Raw genomic sequence first — 15,657 nt, 5'->3', positions numbered from 1 at the left:
TTTTAATACAGGAAAAGACCTTGAAATTAATTGTAATTTTAGAAAAGTATGATAAAATAAAAACTGATAAGGAGGGCGATATGTCTGAGTTAAGAGATAGTATAATTGATACAGCATTAACCTTATTTGAAGAGCATGGTTTCCATGGAGTTACTGTCAGTCGAATTGTAGAAGTGACAGGTACTTCCAAAGGCGGTTTTTACCACCATTTTCACTCCAAAGATGAACTCCTTTTTGTTATCCATGATACTTTTATAACGTACGTTTTGGAAAAAGCCACATTAGCGAGAGAGACACAACCCACCCCCACCAAGAAACTTCAAACTATCATAAAAGAGTTTGTCAAAGTATTTGATTTATACAAGCCTCACATTTCTGTTTTTTATCAAGAAAGCATATACCTACGTCCTGAATATGGAGAGCTAATAAAAAAGAAAAGGGACCAGTTTAAGACCATCTTGTTCGAAGTAATTAAAGAAGGTAAAACACATGGAGAGTTCCGTTACGAACTTCCATTGGAAATAACGGTGATGGCCATACTTGGAATGGTCAATTGGACTTACAAATGGTACCACCATAACGGCAAATACAGCATTGAGGATATAGCAGACATTTTTGTCGATTTAATTCTCCATGGGATTCTGGAACATCATTTATTACAAAAAGAAGCTTATCATCAGTTATTATTGCAGGAGCCTTTTTTTTACCACAATTAGTAAGCGCTTTCAATGCTAATCAGACCAACCGGTCGGTCTGCTCATTTCAAATTTAAGGGGGAGAATAAATGGATTTTGAATTGACAGAAGAACAACGAATGACTCAAAAAATGGTGAGGGATTTTGCGCAAGCTGTGATTGCTCCCAGAGCTGTCGAGATCGATGCTTCTGCTGAATTTCCGGAAGATATTTTCAAGCAATTAGGTGAATTAGGGATGATGGGAATTCCTTTTCCCGAGGAGTATGGCGGATCGGGCGGGGATACGATTACCTATGCATTAGCAGTGGAAGAAATCGGCCGTGTGTGCGGGAGTACAGGGTTGAGCTATGCTGCAGCAGTTTCACTCGGTGCCAGCCCCATTTACTATTTTGGGACTGAGGAACAAAAACAGGAATTTCTAGTTCCGCTGGCGCGCGGCACAGCGCTTGGCTCCTTCGGTCTGACTGAACCGAATGCCGGCTCTGATGCCGGTGGCACAAAAACTACCGCAACTAAAGATGGTGATACATTCATTATCTCGGGAGAGAAATGCTTTATTACCAATGCAAGCTATGCCAACTCAATAATTGTGACAGCAGTGACGGACAAAGATGAACAAGGAAAAAATATTATTTCTGCTTTTATTGTACCTGCTGATGCTAAAGGCCTGACCATTAACAGTAACTATCAAAAATTGGGAGTTAGAGGTTCTAATACATCAGAAATTATTCTTGAAGAAGTGGAAGTTCCGGCGCAAAATCTGCTGGGGCATTCTTCGAAAGGTTTTAAACAATTTTTGTACACGTTGGATGGCGGGAGAATTTCTATAGCGGCTTTGTCTTTAGGCATAGCACAAGCTTCACTGGATAAAGCTTTGGATTATGCCAAAGAAAGGAAACAGTTCGGAAAATCCATTTCATCCTTTCAAGCGATCCAATTCAAATTATCTGATATGGCTATGGAAGTGGAATTGGCTAGAAATATGATTCTAAAAGCCGCCTGGTTAAAAGACAAAAACAAGCCTTTTACTAAGGAGGCGGCATATGCCAAGCTGTTTGCCAGTGAGGTTGCCTCAAGAGCAGCCAATCAGGCGATTCAAATTATGGGCGGTTATGGATACATGCGCGAATACGAGGTAGAGCGTTATCTTAGGGACGCAAAGTTAATGGAAATAGGAGAAGGAACTTCAGAAATTCAGCGATTAGTGATCGCTAGACAGCTCGGTTGTTAATTTACTTATCAGATTTTGTAATTCGTGATTAGGAGGCAGGGCATGTTTGAAAAAATATTGATTGCCAATCGTGGAGAAATTGCAGCTCGAATTATTAGAACTTGCAGGAAGTTGGGTGTCCAAACGGTAGCCGTTTATTCAGAGGCAGACAAGGATGGCGCGTTCGTAAGGATGGCAGATGAAAGTTATTTACTAGGACCTGCAAAAGTGAGTGAAAGCTATATGAACAGCACGAAGATACTTACTATTGCCCGGGAAAGCAAGGTTGATGCAATTCATCCTGGCTATGGATTTCTAAGTGAAAATGCGTCATTTGCGAAAAAATGTGAGCAGGAAGGCCTTACATTTATCGGGCCATCCTGGCAGGCAATTGAAAGCATGGGCAGTAAGATAAAAGCTAGAAAAATGATGGAAAATGCCGGGATACCCGTGATACCAGGGAGCAATACTCCGTTGACTACTGCTGAGGATGCCGCTTTGGCTGCCGACAGGATAGGTTATCCTGTGATGTTGAAAGCGTCTGCTGGAGGCGGAGGCATTGGCATGGCTGAAGTTTACAATGAACAGGAGCTTAAGAAGGTGTTTTCCAGTAATTCTAAACGAGCTTCCCTTTTATTTGGAGATGGAACGATGTTTATCGAAAAGAAAATAGTAAACGCAAGGCATATCGAAATCCAGCTGCTGGCAGATTCACATGGGAATGCTGTCCACTTATTTGACAGGGAATGTTCCATCCAGCGAAGACACCAAAAAATCATAGAAGAGGCACCATCTCCCTTTATTTCTGAATCGACCAGGCAGAGAATGGGCAGGGCTGCGGTCAAAGCTGCAGAAACGATTAATTATCAAAATGCAGGAACCATCGAGTTTTTAGTCGATCACAAGGAGAATTTTTATTTTCTGGAAATGAATACTAGACTCCAGGTAGAACATCCGGTAACCGAAGAAATCACCGGCATTGATATTGTCGAACAGCAATTGAAAATTGCAAACGGTGAAAGGATTGAATATGACCAGGAATCACTGTTTATTACTGGCCACTCCATAGAAGCAAGGATATATGCAGAAGATCCGGTTAGTTTTTATCCTTCGCCAGGTCAGATTACTAGATGGGAGCTGCCTGAAGGAATAGGTATCAGACATGAAACAGCCATTGAAAAAAATTCGAAAGTGACACCTTTTTATGATCCGATGCTAGCTAAGTTGGTCGTTTCTGGATCCTCCAGATCGGAAGCAATTCAATTGCTTAATGATGCATTGGAAGACTACCGGGTCGAGGGAATAAAAACAAATATTCCTATGTTAAAGAAAGTGATTAACCATGAAAAGTTTATAGAAGGAACTACGTTAACGAGCTTCATAGAGGATCATTATCTCCCTATGTTGAGCAAATAAATAAACAGGAGGATGTAAGATGACAGAAATAAAAGCTAATATGGCAGGAAGCGTATGGAAGATAACCGTAAAAGAAGGAGAGCGGATAAGCACAGGCCAGGACATAGTTATTTTAGAATCGATGAAAATGGAAATACCGATTGCTAGTGAAGCAAGCGGACAGGTGATAAAGTTATCCGTTTCCGAAGGGGATTTTGTTAATGAGGGAGACGTCCTTGCCACGATTGAATAATGGGGAGGAAAAATGATGAATATACCGGAAGAAGTCAAAATAAAGGAAGTTGGTCCCCGCGATGGCTTGCAAAATGAACCGGAGATCATACCAACAGAGGAAAAAATTAACTGGATTAATGCTCTGTCAAATACAGGCATATCCTACATTGAAATAAGTTCCTTTGTCCACCCGAAATGGATTCCTCAATTAAGTGATGCTTTTGAAGTAGGGCGAGGAATCATTCGCAATCCTAATGTTACCTATGCGGCCTTGGTACCGAATAGTAAAGGGTTAGAGCGGGCACTGGCTGTCGGAATAGATGAAGTATCAGTTTTCATGTCGGCCAGCGAGACGCACAACAAGAAGAATATTAATAAATCGATAGCTGACACCTTTCCTGTTTTAAAAGAAGTTGCCGAAACAGCAAAGCAGGAGGGTAAAACAGTCAGAGGATATGTTTCTACTGTGTTTGGCTGCCCTTACGAGGGTGATATATCTTTTAACAAGTTACTGAACATATGTGACAAACTGTTTGAGATGGGAATAGAAGAATTATCGCTGGGCGATACAGTGGGAGTTGCCGATCCTCTGCAAGTAAGCCGGCTAATAAAAGATCTTTCCGACCGTTATTCTGCACAAAAATTCGCTCTCCATTTCCATGATACAAGAGGTACAGCAATGGCCAACGTTTTGGCAGCAATGCTCGAAGGCATCAATACGTTCGACGCCTCATTAGGAGGATTGGGAGGCTGCCCTTATGCCAAAGGCGCTTCAGGAAATCTGGCTACAGATGATTTAGTTTATATGCTTCACCAGATGAACGTAAATACAGGTGTTAATCACCATAAATTAATCGAGGCAGCGAAACTAATCCAAAGGAGTCTGGCTAAATCATTGCCGAGCCGGCAAATGCAGCTAATCAGCCATGAGGAGGTATCTCAATGACATCTCTAATAAACTATGACAAAAAAAGTGACCATACGGCAGTAATAAGGTTGGAGCGCCCACAAGCTGCGAATGCTTTGTCCCTTGCCCTGCTGGAGGAATTAAATGCCACACTGCAGCAGATAAGCATGGATAAAACGATTCGTTGTTTAATCATCACTGGTGCTGGAGATAAGAATTTCTGTGCAGGTGCTGATTTGAAAGAAAGAATGACGATGACGAATCAGCAAGTTTATAAAACAGTCCAATACATTGGAGAAACAATCAATAATATCGACAGGCTGCCTATTCCGACCATTGCTATGATGAATGGCTCTGCTTATGGCGGGGGGCTGGAAATTGCCTTAGCGTGTGATATCCGGATGGCGGCAGCGCACGCTAATATGGGATTGACGGAAACCTCCTTAGGTATCATCCCTGGAGCAGGAGGGACACAAAGATTAAGCAGACAGGTTGGACTTGCTAAAGCTAAAGAACTTATTTTTACCGCCCAGGCAATCACCGCAGCAAAAGCTAAACAAATCAGTTTAGTAGAGTACTGTTACCCACTAGAACAGTTAGCGGACAAGACAGAAGCGTTGGCAGCGATGATAGGGAGAAATGCTCCGATTGCCCTCAAACAGGCAAAGCAGGCAATTACGCAAGGGTATGATGTAGATATTCATTCGGCCTTAAAAGTAGAGCAGCATTGTTATCAACAGACGATAGAAACGGAAGACAGACTGGAAGGTTTAGCAGCTTTTAAAGAAAAAAGGCCCCCGCACTTCATTGGCAAATAGGAGAGATAATGGAGGTAATATCGATGGATAACAATACTTATACAAATCTAGTAGACAAAATTAAAAAAGGGGGAGCAGAAAAATACCATAAAATAAATTCAAAAAAAAATAAATTGTTTGTGAGAGAGCGCTTGGAAAAGTTGTTTGATGAATCGGTGGATATCGAGGATGCTTTCTTTGCCAACTGTATGAGTGAAGGGCTTCCCGCAGACGGTGTTGTAACGGGAATTGGGAAAGTAAATGGAATGACGGTCTGTGTAATGGCTAATGATTCAACAGTTAAAGCCGGCTCATGGGGAGCGAGAACAGTTGAAAAAATTATTAGAATACAAGAAACAGCAGCTAAATTAAATGTTCCGATGTTATATCTAGTAGATTCAGCCGGAGCCCGGATTACTGACCAGGTAGAAATGTTTCCAGGAAGACGGGGGGCTGGACGGATATTTCACAACCAGATTAAACTTTCCGGGAGAGTGCCTCAAGTCTGTTTATTGTTCGGCCCATCGGCAGCAGGAGGTGCCTATATACCCGCATTTTGTGATGCCGTAATAATGGTCGATGGAAACGCATCGATGTACTTAGGCTCCCCGCGTATGGCAGAAAAAGTTATCGGAGAAAAAGTAACATTGGAAGAGATGGGAGGAGCGGCCATGCACTGCTCGGTTTCAGGGTGTGGGGATGTGCTGGCTGAATCCGAAGAAGAAGCGATTGTTTTTGCCAGAAAGTATTTAAGTTATTTTCCAGACAATTTTAAAAAGAAACCTGCTGCTATTCCTCCGGTCCATCCAGCATCATTTGGGTCATCGATTAGCGAGTTGATACCTGATCATCAAAATGCGCCATTTGATATTTATGAATTAATTGGCAGACTCATTGATGAGAATTCTTTCTGCGAAATTAAAAAGCTGTTTGCCCCAGAGATAGTTACCGGTTTTGCACGTTTGGAAGGAAATGTAGTCGGTATTATAGCCAATCAGCCCAAAGTAAAAGGCGGAGTACTCTTTCCGGATTCAGCAGACAAAGCCGCCAAATTCATTCAACTTTGTGACGCTTTTAATATCCCTTTGCTGTTCCTCGTCGATATTCCCGGGTTCATGATAGGGACTAAAGTGGAAAGGGCTGGGATTATCAGGCATGGCGCAAAAATGCTTGCTGCTATGAGTGAAGCAACTGTACCTAAAATATCGGTAGTCATTCGTAAAGCTTACGGTGCCGGTTTATATGCGATGGCCGGTCCAGCCTTTGAGCCGGACTGTACATTGGCATTACCTAGTGCGCAGATTGCTGTAATGGGACCAGAGGCTGCGGTTAACGCTGTATATGCGAATAAAATAGCAGAGATTTCCGAAGAAGAGAGACCGGCGTTTATTAAGCAGAAACAAGAAGAGTACAAGGCGGATATTGATATTTATCGGCTAGCCTCGGAAATGGTGATAGATGCCATTATAGAGCCCGATAAATTACGAGGCGAATTAGTTAAAAGATATGAGATCTATTCGAATAAGTCTGTTACTTTCACAGAGAGAAAACATGGGGTTTATCCTGTATAACGGATAGTGAGTAAATAAAAAGGGTGGCTTCGCAACAGTAGAAGCCACCCTTTTTCTATTTTTTACCTTATTAAGCAGCTACAGGACAAAGTTATACAATGGTTTTAACGATTACCTGCTAATCTGATTTCCTCCAGTGTATCCGGATTTTCCAGGGAGCTTAAATCGCCAGCCTCTCTGTTTAAATAAGCAGATTTGATAGCCCGCCGCATTACTTTTGCATTCCTCGTTTTTGGTAAATCATTAACGAAGAACATCTTTCCAGGTGCAAGTGCTTTACCTAATTGATTCGTCACAAATTGTTGTATCTCTAACTTTAACTCTGCTATATTCCGCCATTCCGGGGACAAAACGGCGAAAGCAACCGCCACTTCCCCTTTAATCTGATCAGGAACTCCAATAACTCCTGCTTCGATAATAGCTTCATGGCTGGCGACAACTGATTCGATTTCTGTAGGTCCAATCCGTTTCCCGGCAATGTTCAAAGTGTCATCGGAACGGCCGGTAATGGTAAAGTGCCCGTCAGCATCTTGTACAACCCAATCACCATGTACCCAAGTATCTTTCCAGCGGCTCCAATAAGTGGCCTCATAGCGGTCGTTTTCGTGATAAAAACCATTTGTCATTCCTACCCATGGTTTTAGCAGGACTAATTCACCAACTTCATCTGTTACTGGCTGTCCTTCTTGGTTGAAGACACGAGCATCCATTCCAGGTAAGGCAGCATTAAAGGTGGCAGGCCTGATAGGCTTGATTAGAATATTACCAAAAATGCCACCTGAAATTTCTGTCCCACCGGAATAATTAAAGATAGGGATTTGGGAGTTTCCTGCCTGGACGTATAACCATTTCCAAGATTCTTCATTCCATGGTTCCCCGGTAGACGCGAACAACCGCAAGCTAGAAATAGAGTGTTTTTCAATTGGACTAGTTCCGTACTTCATCATCGAACGTACCAACGTAGGAGATAACCCTAAATGGGTTACTTGGTAATCATCGACTAGCTTCCACAGTCTGTCGGGCTCAGGATAGTCAGGTGTACCTTCAAACATAACAATCGATGAACCATTTATTAATCCGCCGTAAACTAGAAATGGTCCCATCATCCAACCCATGTCGGTGTACCAAAATAAAGTATCCTGCTGACGAAGGTCCATACATATACCTGCATCGAAGGCTGCTTTTACAGGAAAACCGGCATGGGTGTGCACTGTCCCTTTCGGCCGGCCGGTTGTTCCGGAGGTATAAATAATCATAAAGGGGTCTTTTCCAAAAGTCTCACGGCATTTGTAATCGCTTTCATTTTTAGTTAACGTTTCCCACGTAATTTCTCTATCATTCTCAACTGTATTATTGCCAATCCGCTCAACAACCACTACTTTCTGTATGTTTTTAGCTTTGGCGGCCGCCTTTTCAGCTTCTTCTTTCATCGGGACTTTCTTGCCTCGCCGGTAATACCCATCTGCAGTAACTAATAATTTTGCTCCTGAAGCCTGTAGGCGGGTAGCTACGGCATATGCTTTATAACCAGAAAAAGAGGGGGTGAATATAGCCCCGATTTTGGAGGCAGCAAGCATGGTGATAACTGTTTCCGGAATCATCGGCAAATAAACAGCAATTACATCTCCAGGCTGGATGCCCAATTGCTCGAATCCATGCGAGGCCGCATTTACTAAGTTATTTAGCTGTAGATAAGTATAAGAGGATTTAGTTCCATCGTCTCCTTCCCAATACAAAGCGACCTTATTCCTTGTTTCAGGTTTTTCCGCCCATTTTTCGACTGCATTGTAAGCAACATTTATTTTCCCGCCTACAAACCAATCAGGATATGGGATTCCCCTTGTCAAATCAAGTGTTGTATCATATGGATGAAACCAACTCAACCCCAGTTCTTTAACAGCCTGGTCCCAAAACCAATCAACAGAAGTAATCGTTTGTTGATGGAATGTTTCATAGCTGGAGAAACCGAGCTTTTTCATCCATTGATATAACCTTGTAGCCTCTATTTGCGTGTTAGTAGGCTGCCAGGCATAAGTGTTGGTAATCGACAATTTAACTGCCTCCCTCATTTTGAAAGTGCTTCCATTGTCCATTATACATTAAATAGGGCGGTTTTTTCGAGCTATTGGAGCGGTGAATTTCGAACGAACTGGTACCGCCAGACATATAATCGATTAAATACTGTGTGCGGTGGCAATTTACTGGCAAGCAGTTTTATTCCATCGGTTAAAAATACATGATATTCTAAAATGAAAGGTAAAAGATAAAAGGGGTTTGTTAGATGGATAATCGTTTGTTTCGAGATGCTATGGGAAAGTTTGCAACCGGGATCACTATTGTATCGATCGAAAATAACGGAGAGATACATGGGATGACTGTAAATGCATTTATGTCAGTTTCTTTGGAACCTAGATTGATAGCTGTTTCTATTGATGAAAAGGCTTCAATGTATGATAAATTACAAGAATCCAATGGATTCGGCCTTAGTATATTAGCAGAGGACCAGAAAGACATTTCTATGATTCTGGCAAAGCAGAAGGATAAAGATAAAGAAATTCCTTTTGTCGACTTAGGTGGAGTCCCAGTAGTAAACGACTCCCTCGTCACCTTGGCATGCCACATCCAGGAAACTGCCAAAGCTGGAGACCATATGATATTTATTGCCGAGGTTACTGATCTTCAATTTGGAAACGCTAGGGAAGAACCAATTTTATATTTCAGCGGAGAATATCGAAATTTAAATTCCTAGGATGGCCCTATATCCGATTATGTCAGCCAGAAAATGATTGTTTCATGGCAAATAAGGAAATATTGAAACCCATGAGGCCGAAGAGGTGTAGTTATGAACATTAATGAATTTATGATCAGGGATGTTATAAAAGTCCGGGAAACAATTACAATTAAAGAATTATTGAAACTATTAGTAACAAATAAAATTGGCGGTGTTCCAGTCATTGATGAACAAGGAAAACTGCAAGGAATGATAAGTGATGGAGATGTCATCCGCTTTTTACAACCACGAGGACGGACAATATATGATGTTTACACATTGATTCTTGTCAGTGAACAGGAGGATTTAAAAGAGAAACTGAAAAAAAGCATGAATCTTCCTGTTAAGCAAATGATGAAAAAACAAAAGCTCTATACGGTCAAACCGAATGATCATATTGAAAAAGCGATTAATATCTTAGCAGAAAACAGGTTCAAAAAGATACCGGTAGTAAACGATGCCGGGCGTCTGACAGGTGTTATCAGCAGAGGGGATCTGATTCGTTATATTTCTACTGAGCTGATAAAAGATTAATCACGGGAATTTGCATTGTTTACGAAAATAGAGCAGAACTTCTTCTGTTTTATTTTTTTCAGTTTAAATTGCCAGTTAGTTCACTCGCCTGTAGATGCTATAAACAGCTGCATGCTTATACTTCAAGAAAAGGACGCATCTAATGAAAAATATTACAACTCAATTTTTTGAATTTAGAGGCAGCCATTATGATTTCGGCTTGGCCCAAGGGAAGAGGCTGATAAATACGGCCTTATATAAAAATTACCGCGAAGTAAATAAACCTAGAAAAAGGCCAAGATATGTAGTGGATCTGAACAAGGCATATGATTTGCTTTCAAAATATTCTCCCCGGCAATGGAGAGAGTTACAAGGCCTTGCGGATGGTTTGGACGTTTCCTTGGAAGAGGCTGTAACAAACTACAGTGGATACCAGCAGGAGTGGAAGAAATCAGGCTGTTCAATTATAACAGGCAACGATTTTTTGGTGAGGAATTATGATTATCACCCTAAAACGTATGAAGGAAGATTTGTGATATACCAGCCAGACGAAGGATATGCCACCATTGGGCCCAGTCAACGGATTACAGGTCGTGCTGATGGAATGAATGAACATGGGCTGACGATGGGATATAACTTTGTCCACCGCAGGAATCCAGGCGATGGGTTTATTTGTAATGCGATTACTAGAATGGTTCTGGAAAACTGTAAAGATAACAGGGAAGCGCTTGCCATGCTGAAGGAGCTGCCTCATCGGCATTCTTTTAATTATTTAGTATATGATAAGCAAGGGAATTCTCACGTGGTTGAAGGATCTCCCAGAAATGTTACCGTAAAAGAAGCACAAATCAGCACCAATCATTTTGACATACAAACAACGGAAAATAGATACCATCTGGAAGATTCCAAGAGAAGAATGGCATTATTGTCAAAAAACATGGAAAAACTGCACTCGCCTTACCAGGCCTTCCGTTTTTTTAACGATAGAGACAAAGGTGTTTTTTCAGAAAAATACGCTAACTGGGCAGGAACCTTACATACCTCAGCATATATTCCTTCTAAATTATCTGTATGGTTCGCTGTCGGGGGAGACAGGGAGCCATTTGTGATTTCTTTTAAAGATTGGCTAGCAGGGAAAGATTCGAAAATCAAACAGCTCAGGGGCTTCTTAAACACCGAGGAACCGATGCCTTTTATGGAAGGCTGAAGGTAGTAGTCAATCAATCACAAAAATCGTATAATTAACATAACAGGATGTTAAAAGCCAAGGCGGTCTGCAAAAAAAAGTAGACGATTTTAATCTGATGTACCGTTTACCAATTGAACTAAAGGGAGTCAATCAACTGATGAAAACCTTGCTTCAAACAAACACAGCCGGATATTTATCTGCTTTATATACAAAGTTCAAGCAGAACAATGATGAAGAATCAGCAGAGAAGGTTCTTGATTTATTGGAAAAATTCAAGAACAAGGAATTTACCATTAGTTTTTCGGGCAGTTTTTCCGCTGGGAAATCGTCGATGATCAATACACTTATTGGTGAAGAAATACTTCCGCAAAGTCCAATACCTACTAGCGCAAACGTCGTGAAAATTTATTCAGGAGAAGGACAGGCAAGAATTTATTATCGACAGGGCGGCCAGGTTCAATATGATGAACCTTACGACATGGAAATGATTAAATCCTACTGCAAAGATGGCGATGAAATTATAAAAGTGGAAATCGCAAAAAAACTCACGGTCATCCCGGAAGGCGTATCATTGATGGATACGCCGGGGATTGATTCAGCAAATGATGCAGACAAGGTTATCACCGAATCATCCCTGCACTTGGTCGACGTACTTTTCTATGTCATGGACTACAATCATGTTCAGTCTGAAGTTAACTTGTCCTTTCTTAAAGAAATGCAATCAATCGGCAAGGAAATTTATATTATTATCAATCAAGTAGATAAACACCGAGAGCAAGAGCTGTCTTTCGAGCAATATACAAACCGGGTGAAAAACACCTTCAGCGACTGGGGTATAAAGCCAGTAAAGACATTCTATACATCGTTAAAAAAGAATCAGCTGCCCATCAACCAATTAGAACAAGTGAAAACACTATTTACTGAACTAATGGCCGTCCGGGATCAAGCAATTGTTGATACGATTGCTAAGTCATCAGCTACCCTTATAGACCAGCATATACAATGGTTAAAGGAGCAAATGGAAGATGAAAAGGCAGCTATTTATCAAAAGTTGAACAAACTCGATGATGGGGCAGAAGGACCCAATCAACTTGAGGAAAGAAAACAACAGGTAAAAGAACTGAAAGCCCTTGCATCTACCGTTAAGTCAGAAATCCGTGAGACAGTAGAATCGACCTTAAAGAATGCTTATTTAATGCCATATGAGCTTCGCACCCTGGCAGAAGCTTTTTTAGAGTCACGGCAGGAAAAATTTAAAGCAGGCTTCTTCTCTACGAAAGGGAAAATAACACGCATTCGCGAAGAGCGGCTGGACTTATTTTATCATCAATTGTTAAAAACAATGGAAAGCTCCATTGAATGGAAATTACGAGACAAAATTTCCGGTGTTTTAAAGAACTACCAAATCAAAGATCCAGTTTTGTTGGAACAAGTCCACGAGCTTTCGGTAGATTTTTCTAAGGATAAACTGACCGGACTGATAAAGCCTGGAGCCACGTTAACTGGTGAATATTTATTAAGGTATACAGAGGACCTTTCCAATCATATAAAGCAGTTATATAAACAAGAATCATTGTCACTGCTAACTACTATTGAACGTTTTGTTGGTGATATAGCTGCACAAAAAACGGAAAAATTACAAAGATTAATTAATAATTCTGAAGAATATGATCAGCTAGAAGGACGCTTAACAGCGCTTGATGATCAAATAATAATCGAAAAGAAAGAGCTTCAGCAGCTTGCTTTTTACTCCGGACCAGTGGACAATTCTATGGCTGTGATCAGGGACGCCTTAAATAAAAGACAGTCATCCATTGTGTTTCGGAAACCGGAAACGCCGGAGCCGGCTGAAAAGTCTGCATTGCCAAGCGCATTAGAAGAAGAACAATTGCAGAAACCGGAAAAACCTGTAAATGCCAGCCATACGATAGAAAAAACTGTCGAGATGATTACGACGACGCTGACAGCGACCAAACATCTTCCAGGCTTTAAAGTCATAAGAGAAGACCTTATCCAGAAAAAACACCGGCTGGAAAACAATCAATATACCATTGCTTTATTCGGTGCATTTAGCGCTGGTAAGTCATCGTTCGCAAATGCGCTTCTAGGGGAGAATGTGCTTCCTGTATCACCAAACCCAACAACTGCTGCAATAAATAAAATTTGTCCGCCGACTTCTGAACTAATTCATGGGACTGTCATCGTACAAATGAAACAGGAATACTCATTGATAAAGGAAATTGCTGATATAACAAACGGTTTTGAGGGGGAAGAGATAGAAACACTTGGTTCTGCCATCGATTGGCTAGCCAATCGATATTTACAAGAAAAACAGCAGATGAGTCAAAAGCACCTATCGTTTTTAGCGGCTGTCGCCGAAGGATACGAACATTTAAGCAGTAAACTAGGAAATCAGTTAACGATAACGATGAATGAATTTCCTGATTATGTAGCAGAAGAGTCTCTTGCCTGTTTTGTTGATTGGATGGAATTATATTACGATTGCCCACTGACCAGACAGGGGATTTCGTTAGTAGACACGCCAGGGGCCGATTCAATCAACTCCAGGCACACCAATGTTTCGTTTGAGTATATTAAACAAGCAGATGCAATCCTTTTTGTCACATACTACAACCATCCATTCTCCAAAGCGGACAAAGATTTCTTGGTACAATTAGGCAGAGTGAAGGATGCTTTCAGCCTTGATAAAATGTTTTTTATTATCAATGCAGCTGATCTGGCGAAGGATTCAGATGAACTGCGCTTAGTAACCAATTATATTTCTGAACAACTGCTTGGATTTGGCATTAGAAACCCGCGCTTGTTTCCTGTTTCCAGTCTGCAGGCGCTGATAGAGAAGCAGAACAATCGAAAAACGAATTCCGGTATGGATAGATTTGAAGACGCTTTTTACCAGTTTATCCATGAAGAACTTGCGGGGCTGTTAGTAGGATCAGCCATATCAGATATGAAGCGTGCCAGCCAATTACTTAACAATTATATTTCCGCTGCTACAATGAGCAACCATGAAAAGGAACAACTTAAAGAGAAATATAAAGACGAACAGGTAAAGTTGGAAAAAACCATTCAAGTAAGCACACCAGAGATTTATACAAAGCAAATCTCACAGAAGCTGTCCAAACAGGTTTATTTTGTTCAACAACGGATGTCCATTCAATTTACTGATTTTTTTAAGGCGGCTTTTAACCCTGCGACAATTACAGGAAGTGGAAAGGATGCGAGACCATACTTGCAGAATGCCTTAAATAAACTAATCAAGGAGATCGGATTTGAGTTAGCACAGGAGCTTAAAGCTGTTTCTTTAAGAATGGAACAGTTCATCAACAGCAAAGCAAAAGAATGGAACCAGCAAATGTTTGAGAGATGTCGCAATGTACGAGAAGAACTGGATATCGGCAATGTTGAAGTGCGTTCTTTTGCTTCGCCGAATATTGTTTCGGCCTTCGCAGCATTAGATATGTCTGTCTTTCATCCAGCTTTGAATTTATACAAAAACCCTAAAGCGTTTTTTGAAAAAAATGAGAAAGAAGAAATGAAAAACCGGTTACTGGAAATACTGACTCCTTTGATCAGCGAATATTTAACCGAAAACCATACAATGTTACATGATTTTTATAAGCAGGAGTGGGAGGAACAGGTTAGAAAAATGCAAACACATCAATTATCAGCGATTTCCCAATACTATGAAGGGATACAACATACGCTTTCTGAACAAACGGATGTGCACCGTCTGGAAAATGCGAGAGATACAATAACGAGTATATTGCCATCTTAAAAAAAGAGAACAAAAGGGTAGTAGCCAAACCAAAAATCGAACGATGATTCGAAAACTCTAACATTCGGACTCGTTCGATTTTTGGTTTCCAATGGTTAAGAAAACCTGGGGACCCAGTGACAACCCATTTTTTCTACAAGGTTGGATGCTTAAACTTGCGCAGGCAGCATGCTTCGCTTTCAGTGGGCCCGCCTCAGCCTCCTCGAGCTTGCGCTCTGCGGGATCTCACCTAGGCCGTTCCTCCCGCAGGAGTCTCCGTGGATTTCCTCCGATGAAAGTCAGCGTACTGTTTTCAGCAGTACACAAATGCTTATGATTTACTTAAGATCGCAACGCAGTAAGAAGGCTAATCCGATACTTTTTAGGAATCACCTACTGTTACATCGCCATTTATAACCATTGCGTCATCAATGAATGCTTGAAGAGGTCCTTTTTAAACTTCCTATCTTCCTATCCTGTTATCGCTCATTTTTTTTTGCTATGTCCCAATCTCTTTTTCATGCTAATATTTTCCGATAGGTTTAAAAGAGGATAAAAACGTTTATGTATTACATATAAAGTTAATTGTCCAATCTGAAA

12 protein-coding genes are annotated in these 15,657 nt (G+C 41.0%); 11 read left to right on the top strand and 1 reads right to left on the bottom strand.

What is annotated here, in order from left to right; all coding sequences use genetic code 11:
* Positions 1-80 precede the first annotated feature (80 nt).
* From BLR93_RS01505 to BLR93_RS01475, 7 genes are all read left to right on the top strand, one after another.
* Positions 81-716 (top strand): TetR/AcrR family transcriptional regulator, encoded by a 636-nt coding sequence (locus tag BLR93_RS01505; protein WP_093212277.1) that lies wholly within the window; start codon positions 81-83, stop codon positions 714-716.
* A 68-nt stretch (positions 717-784) separates the two neighbouring features.
* Positions 785-1,927: an acyl-CoA dehydrogenase family protein gene (locus BLR93_RS01500; protein WP_093210522.1), complete on the top strand. Its 1,143-nt coding sequence runs from the start codon at positions 785-787 to the stop codon at positions 1,925-1,927.
* A gap of 42 nt (positions 1,928-1,969) precedes the next feature.
* Positions 1,970-3,322 carry an acetyl-CoA carboxylase biotin carboxylase subunit gene (locus tag BLR93_RS01495; protein ID WP_093210520.1) on the top strand — a complete coding sequence of 451 codons (1,353 nt, stop codon included), beginning with the start codon at positions 1,970-1,972 and terminating at the stop codon, positions 3,320-3,322.
* Positions 3,323-3,341: 19 nt separating this feature from the next.
* The gene (locus BLR93_RS01490; RefSeq protein WP_093210518.1) at positions 3,342-3,554 is read left to right on the top strand and encodes an acetyl-CoA carboxylase biotin carboxyl carrier protein subunit; all 213 of its coding nucleotides are present in this window, start codon (positions 3,342-3,344) and stop codon (positions 3,552-3,554) included.
* 12 nt (positions 3,555-3,566) lie between these two features.
* Positions 3,567-4,481 (top strand): hydroxymethylglutaryl-CoA lyase, encoded by a 915-nt coding sequence (locus BLR93_RS01485; protein ID WP_093210516.1) that lies wholly within the window; start codon positions 3,567-3,569, stop codon positions 4,479-4,481.
* Positions 4,478-5,260, top strand: a complete 783-nt coding sequence (locus BLR93_RS01480; RefSeq protein WP_093210514.1) for an enoyl-CoA hydratase-related protein — start codon at positions 4,478-4,480, stop codon at positions 5,258-5,260. The genes BLR93_RS01485 and BLR93_RS01480 overlap by 4 nt, the downstream gene beginning before the upstream one ends.
* A 23-nt stretch (positions 5,261-5,283) precedes the next feature.
* Entirely contained in the window at positions 5,284-6,810 is a 1,527-nt protein-coding gene (locus BLR93_RS01475) for an acyl-CoA carboxylase subunit beta (protein ID WP_093210512.1), read from the top strand.
* Positions 6,811-6,914: 104 nt separating this feature from the next.
* Here BLR93_RS01475 and BLR93_RS01470 read toward each other — a convergent pair whose 3' ends face one another.
* On the bottom strand, positions 6,915-8,861 hold the full coding sequence (locus BLR93_RS01470) for an AMP-binding protein (protein ID WP_342720196.1): 1,947 nt from the start codon (positions 8,859-8,861) through the stop codon (positions 6,915-6,917).
* Between the two features lie 230 nt (positions 8,862-9,091).
* Between BLR93_RS01470 and BLR93_RS01465 the strand changes: the two genes are divergently transcribed.
* The 4 genes from BLR93_RS01465 to BLR93_RS01450 all read left to right on the top strand — a co-directional run bounded on the left by BLR93_RS01465 (position 9,092) and on the right by BLR93_RS01450 (position 15,078).
* A complete protein-coding gene (locus BLR93_RS01465; RefSeq protein WP_093210508.1) occupies positions 9,092-9,559 on the top strand; it encodes a flavin reductase family protein in 468 nt (155 codons plus the stop codon).
* Positions 9,560-9,652: 93 nt separating this feature from the next.
* Positions 9,653-10,114 carry a CBS domain-containing protein gene (locus tag BLR93_RS01460; protein WP_093210506.1) on the top strand — a complete coding sequence of 154 codons (462 nt, stop codon included), beginning with the start codon at positions 9,653-9,655 and terminating at the stop codon, positions 10,112-10,114.
* Positions 10,115-10,256: 142 nt separating this feature from the next.
* Positions 10,257-11,300: a C45 family autoproteolytic acyltransferase/hydrolase gene (locus tag BLR93_RS01455; RefSeq protein ID WP_093210504.1), complete on the top strand. Its 1,044-nt coding sequence runs from the start codon at positions 10,257-10,259 to the stop codon at positions 11,298-11,300.
* Between the two features lie 139 nt (positions 11,301-11,439).
* Positions 11,440-15,078, top strand: a complete 3,639-nt coding sequence (locus BLR93_RS01450; protein WP_175559210.1) for a dynamin family protein — start codon at positions 11,440-11,442, stop codon at positions 15,076-15,078.
* Positions 15,079-15,657 lie beyond the last annotated feature (579 nt).

The organism is Sediminibacillus albus, assembly GCF_900101125.1.
In the GTDB taxonomy this organism is placed as follows: domain Bacteria; phylum Bacillota; class Bacilli; order Bacillales; family Amphibacillaceae; genus Sediminibacillus; species Sediminibacillus albus.
Note: the sequence above shows the minus strand (reverse complement) of the source record. Positions and strands in the feature narration are given on the sequence as shown.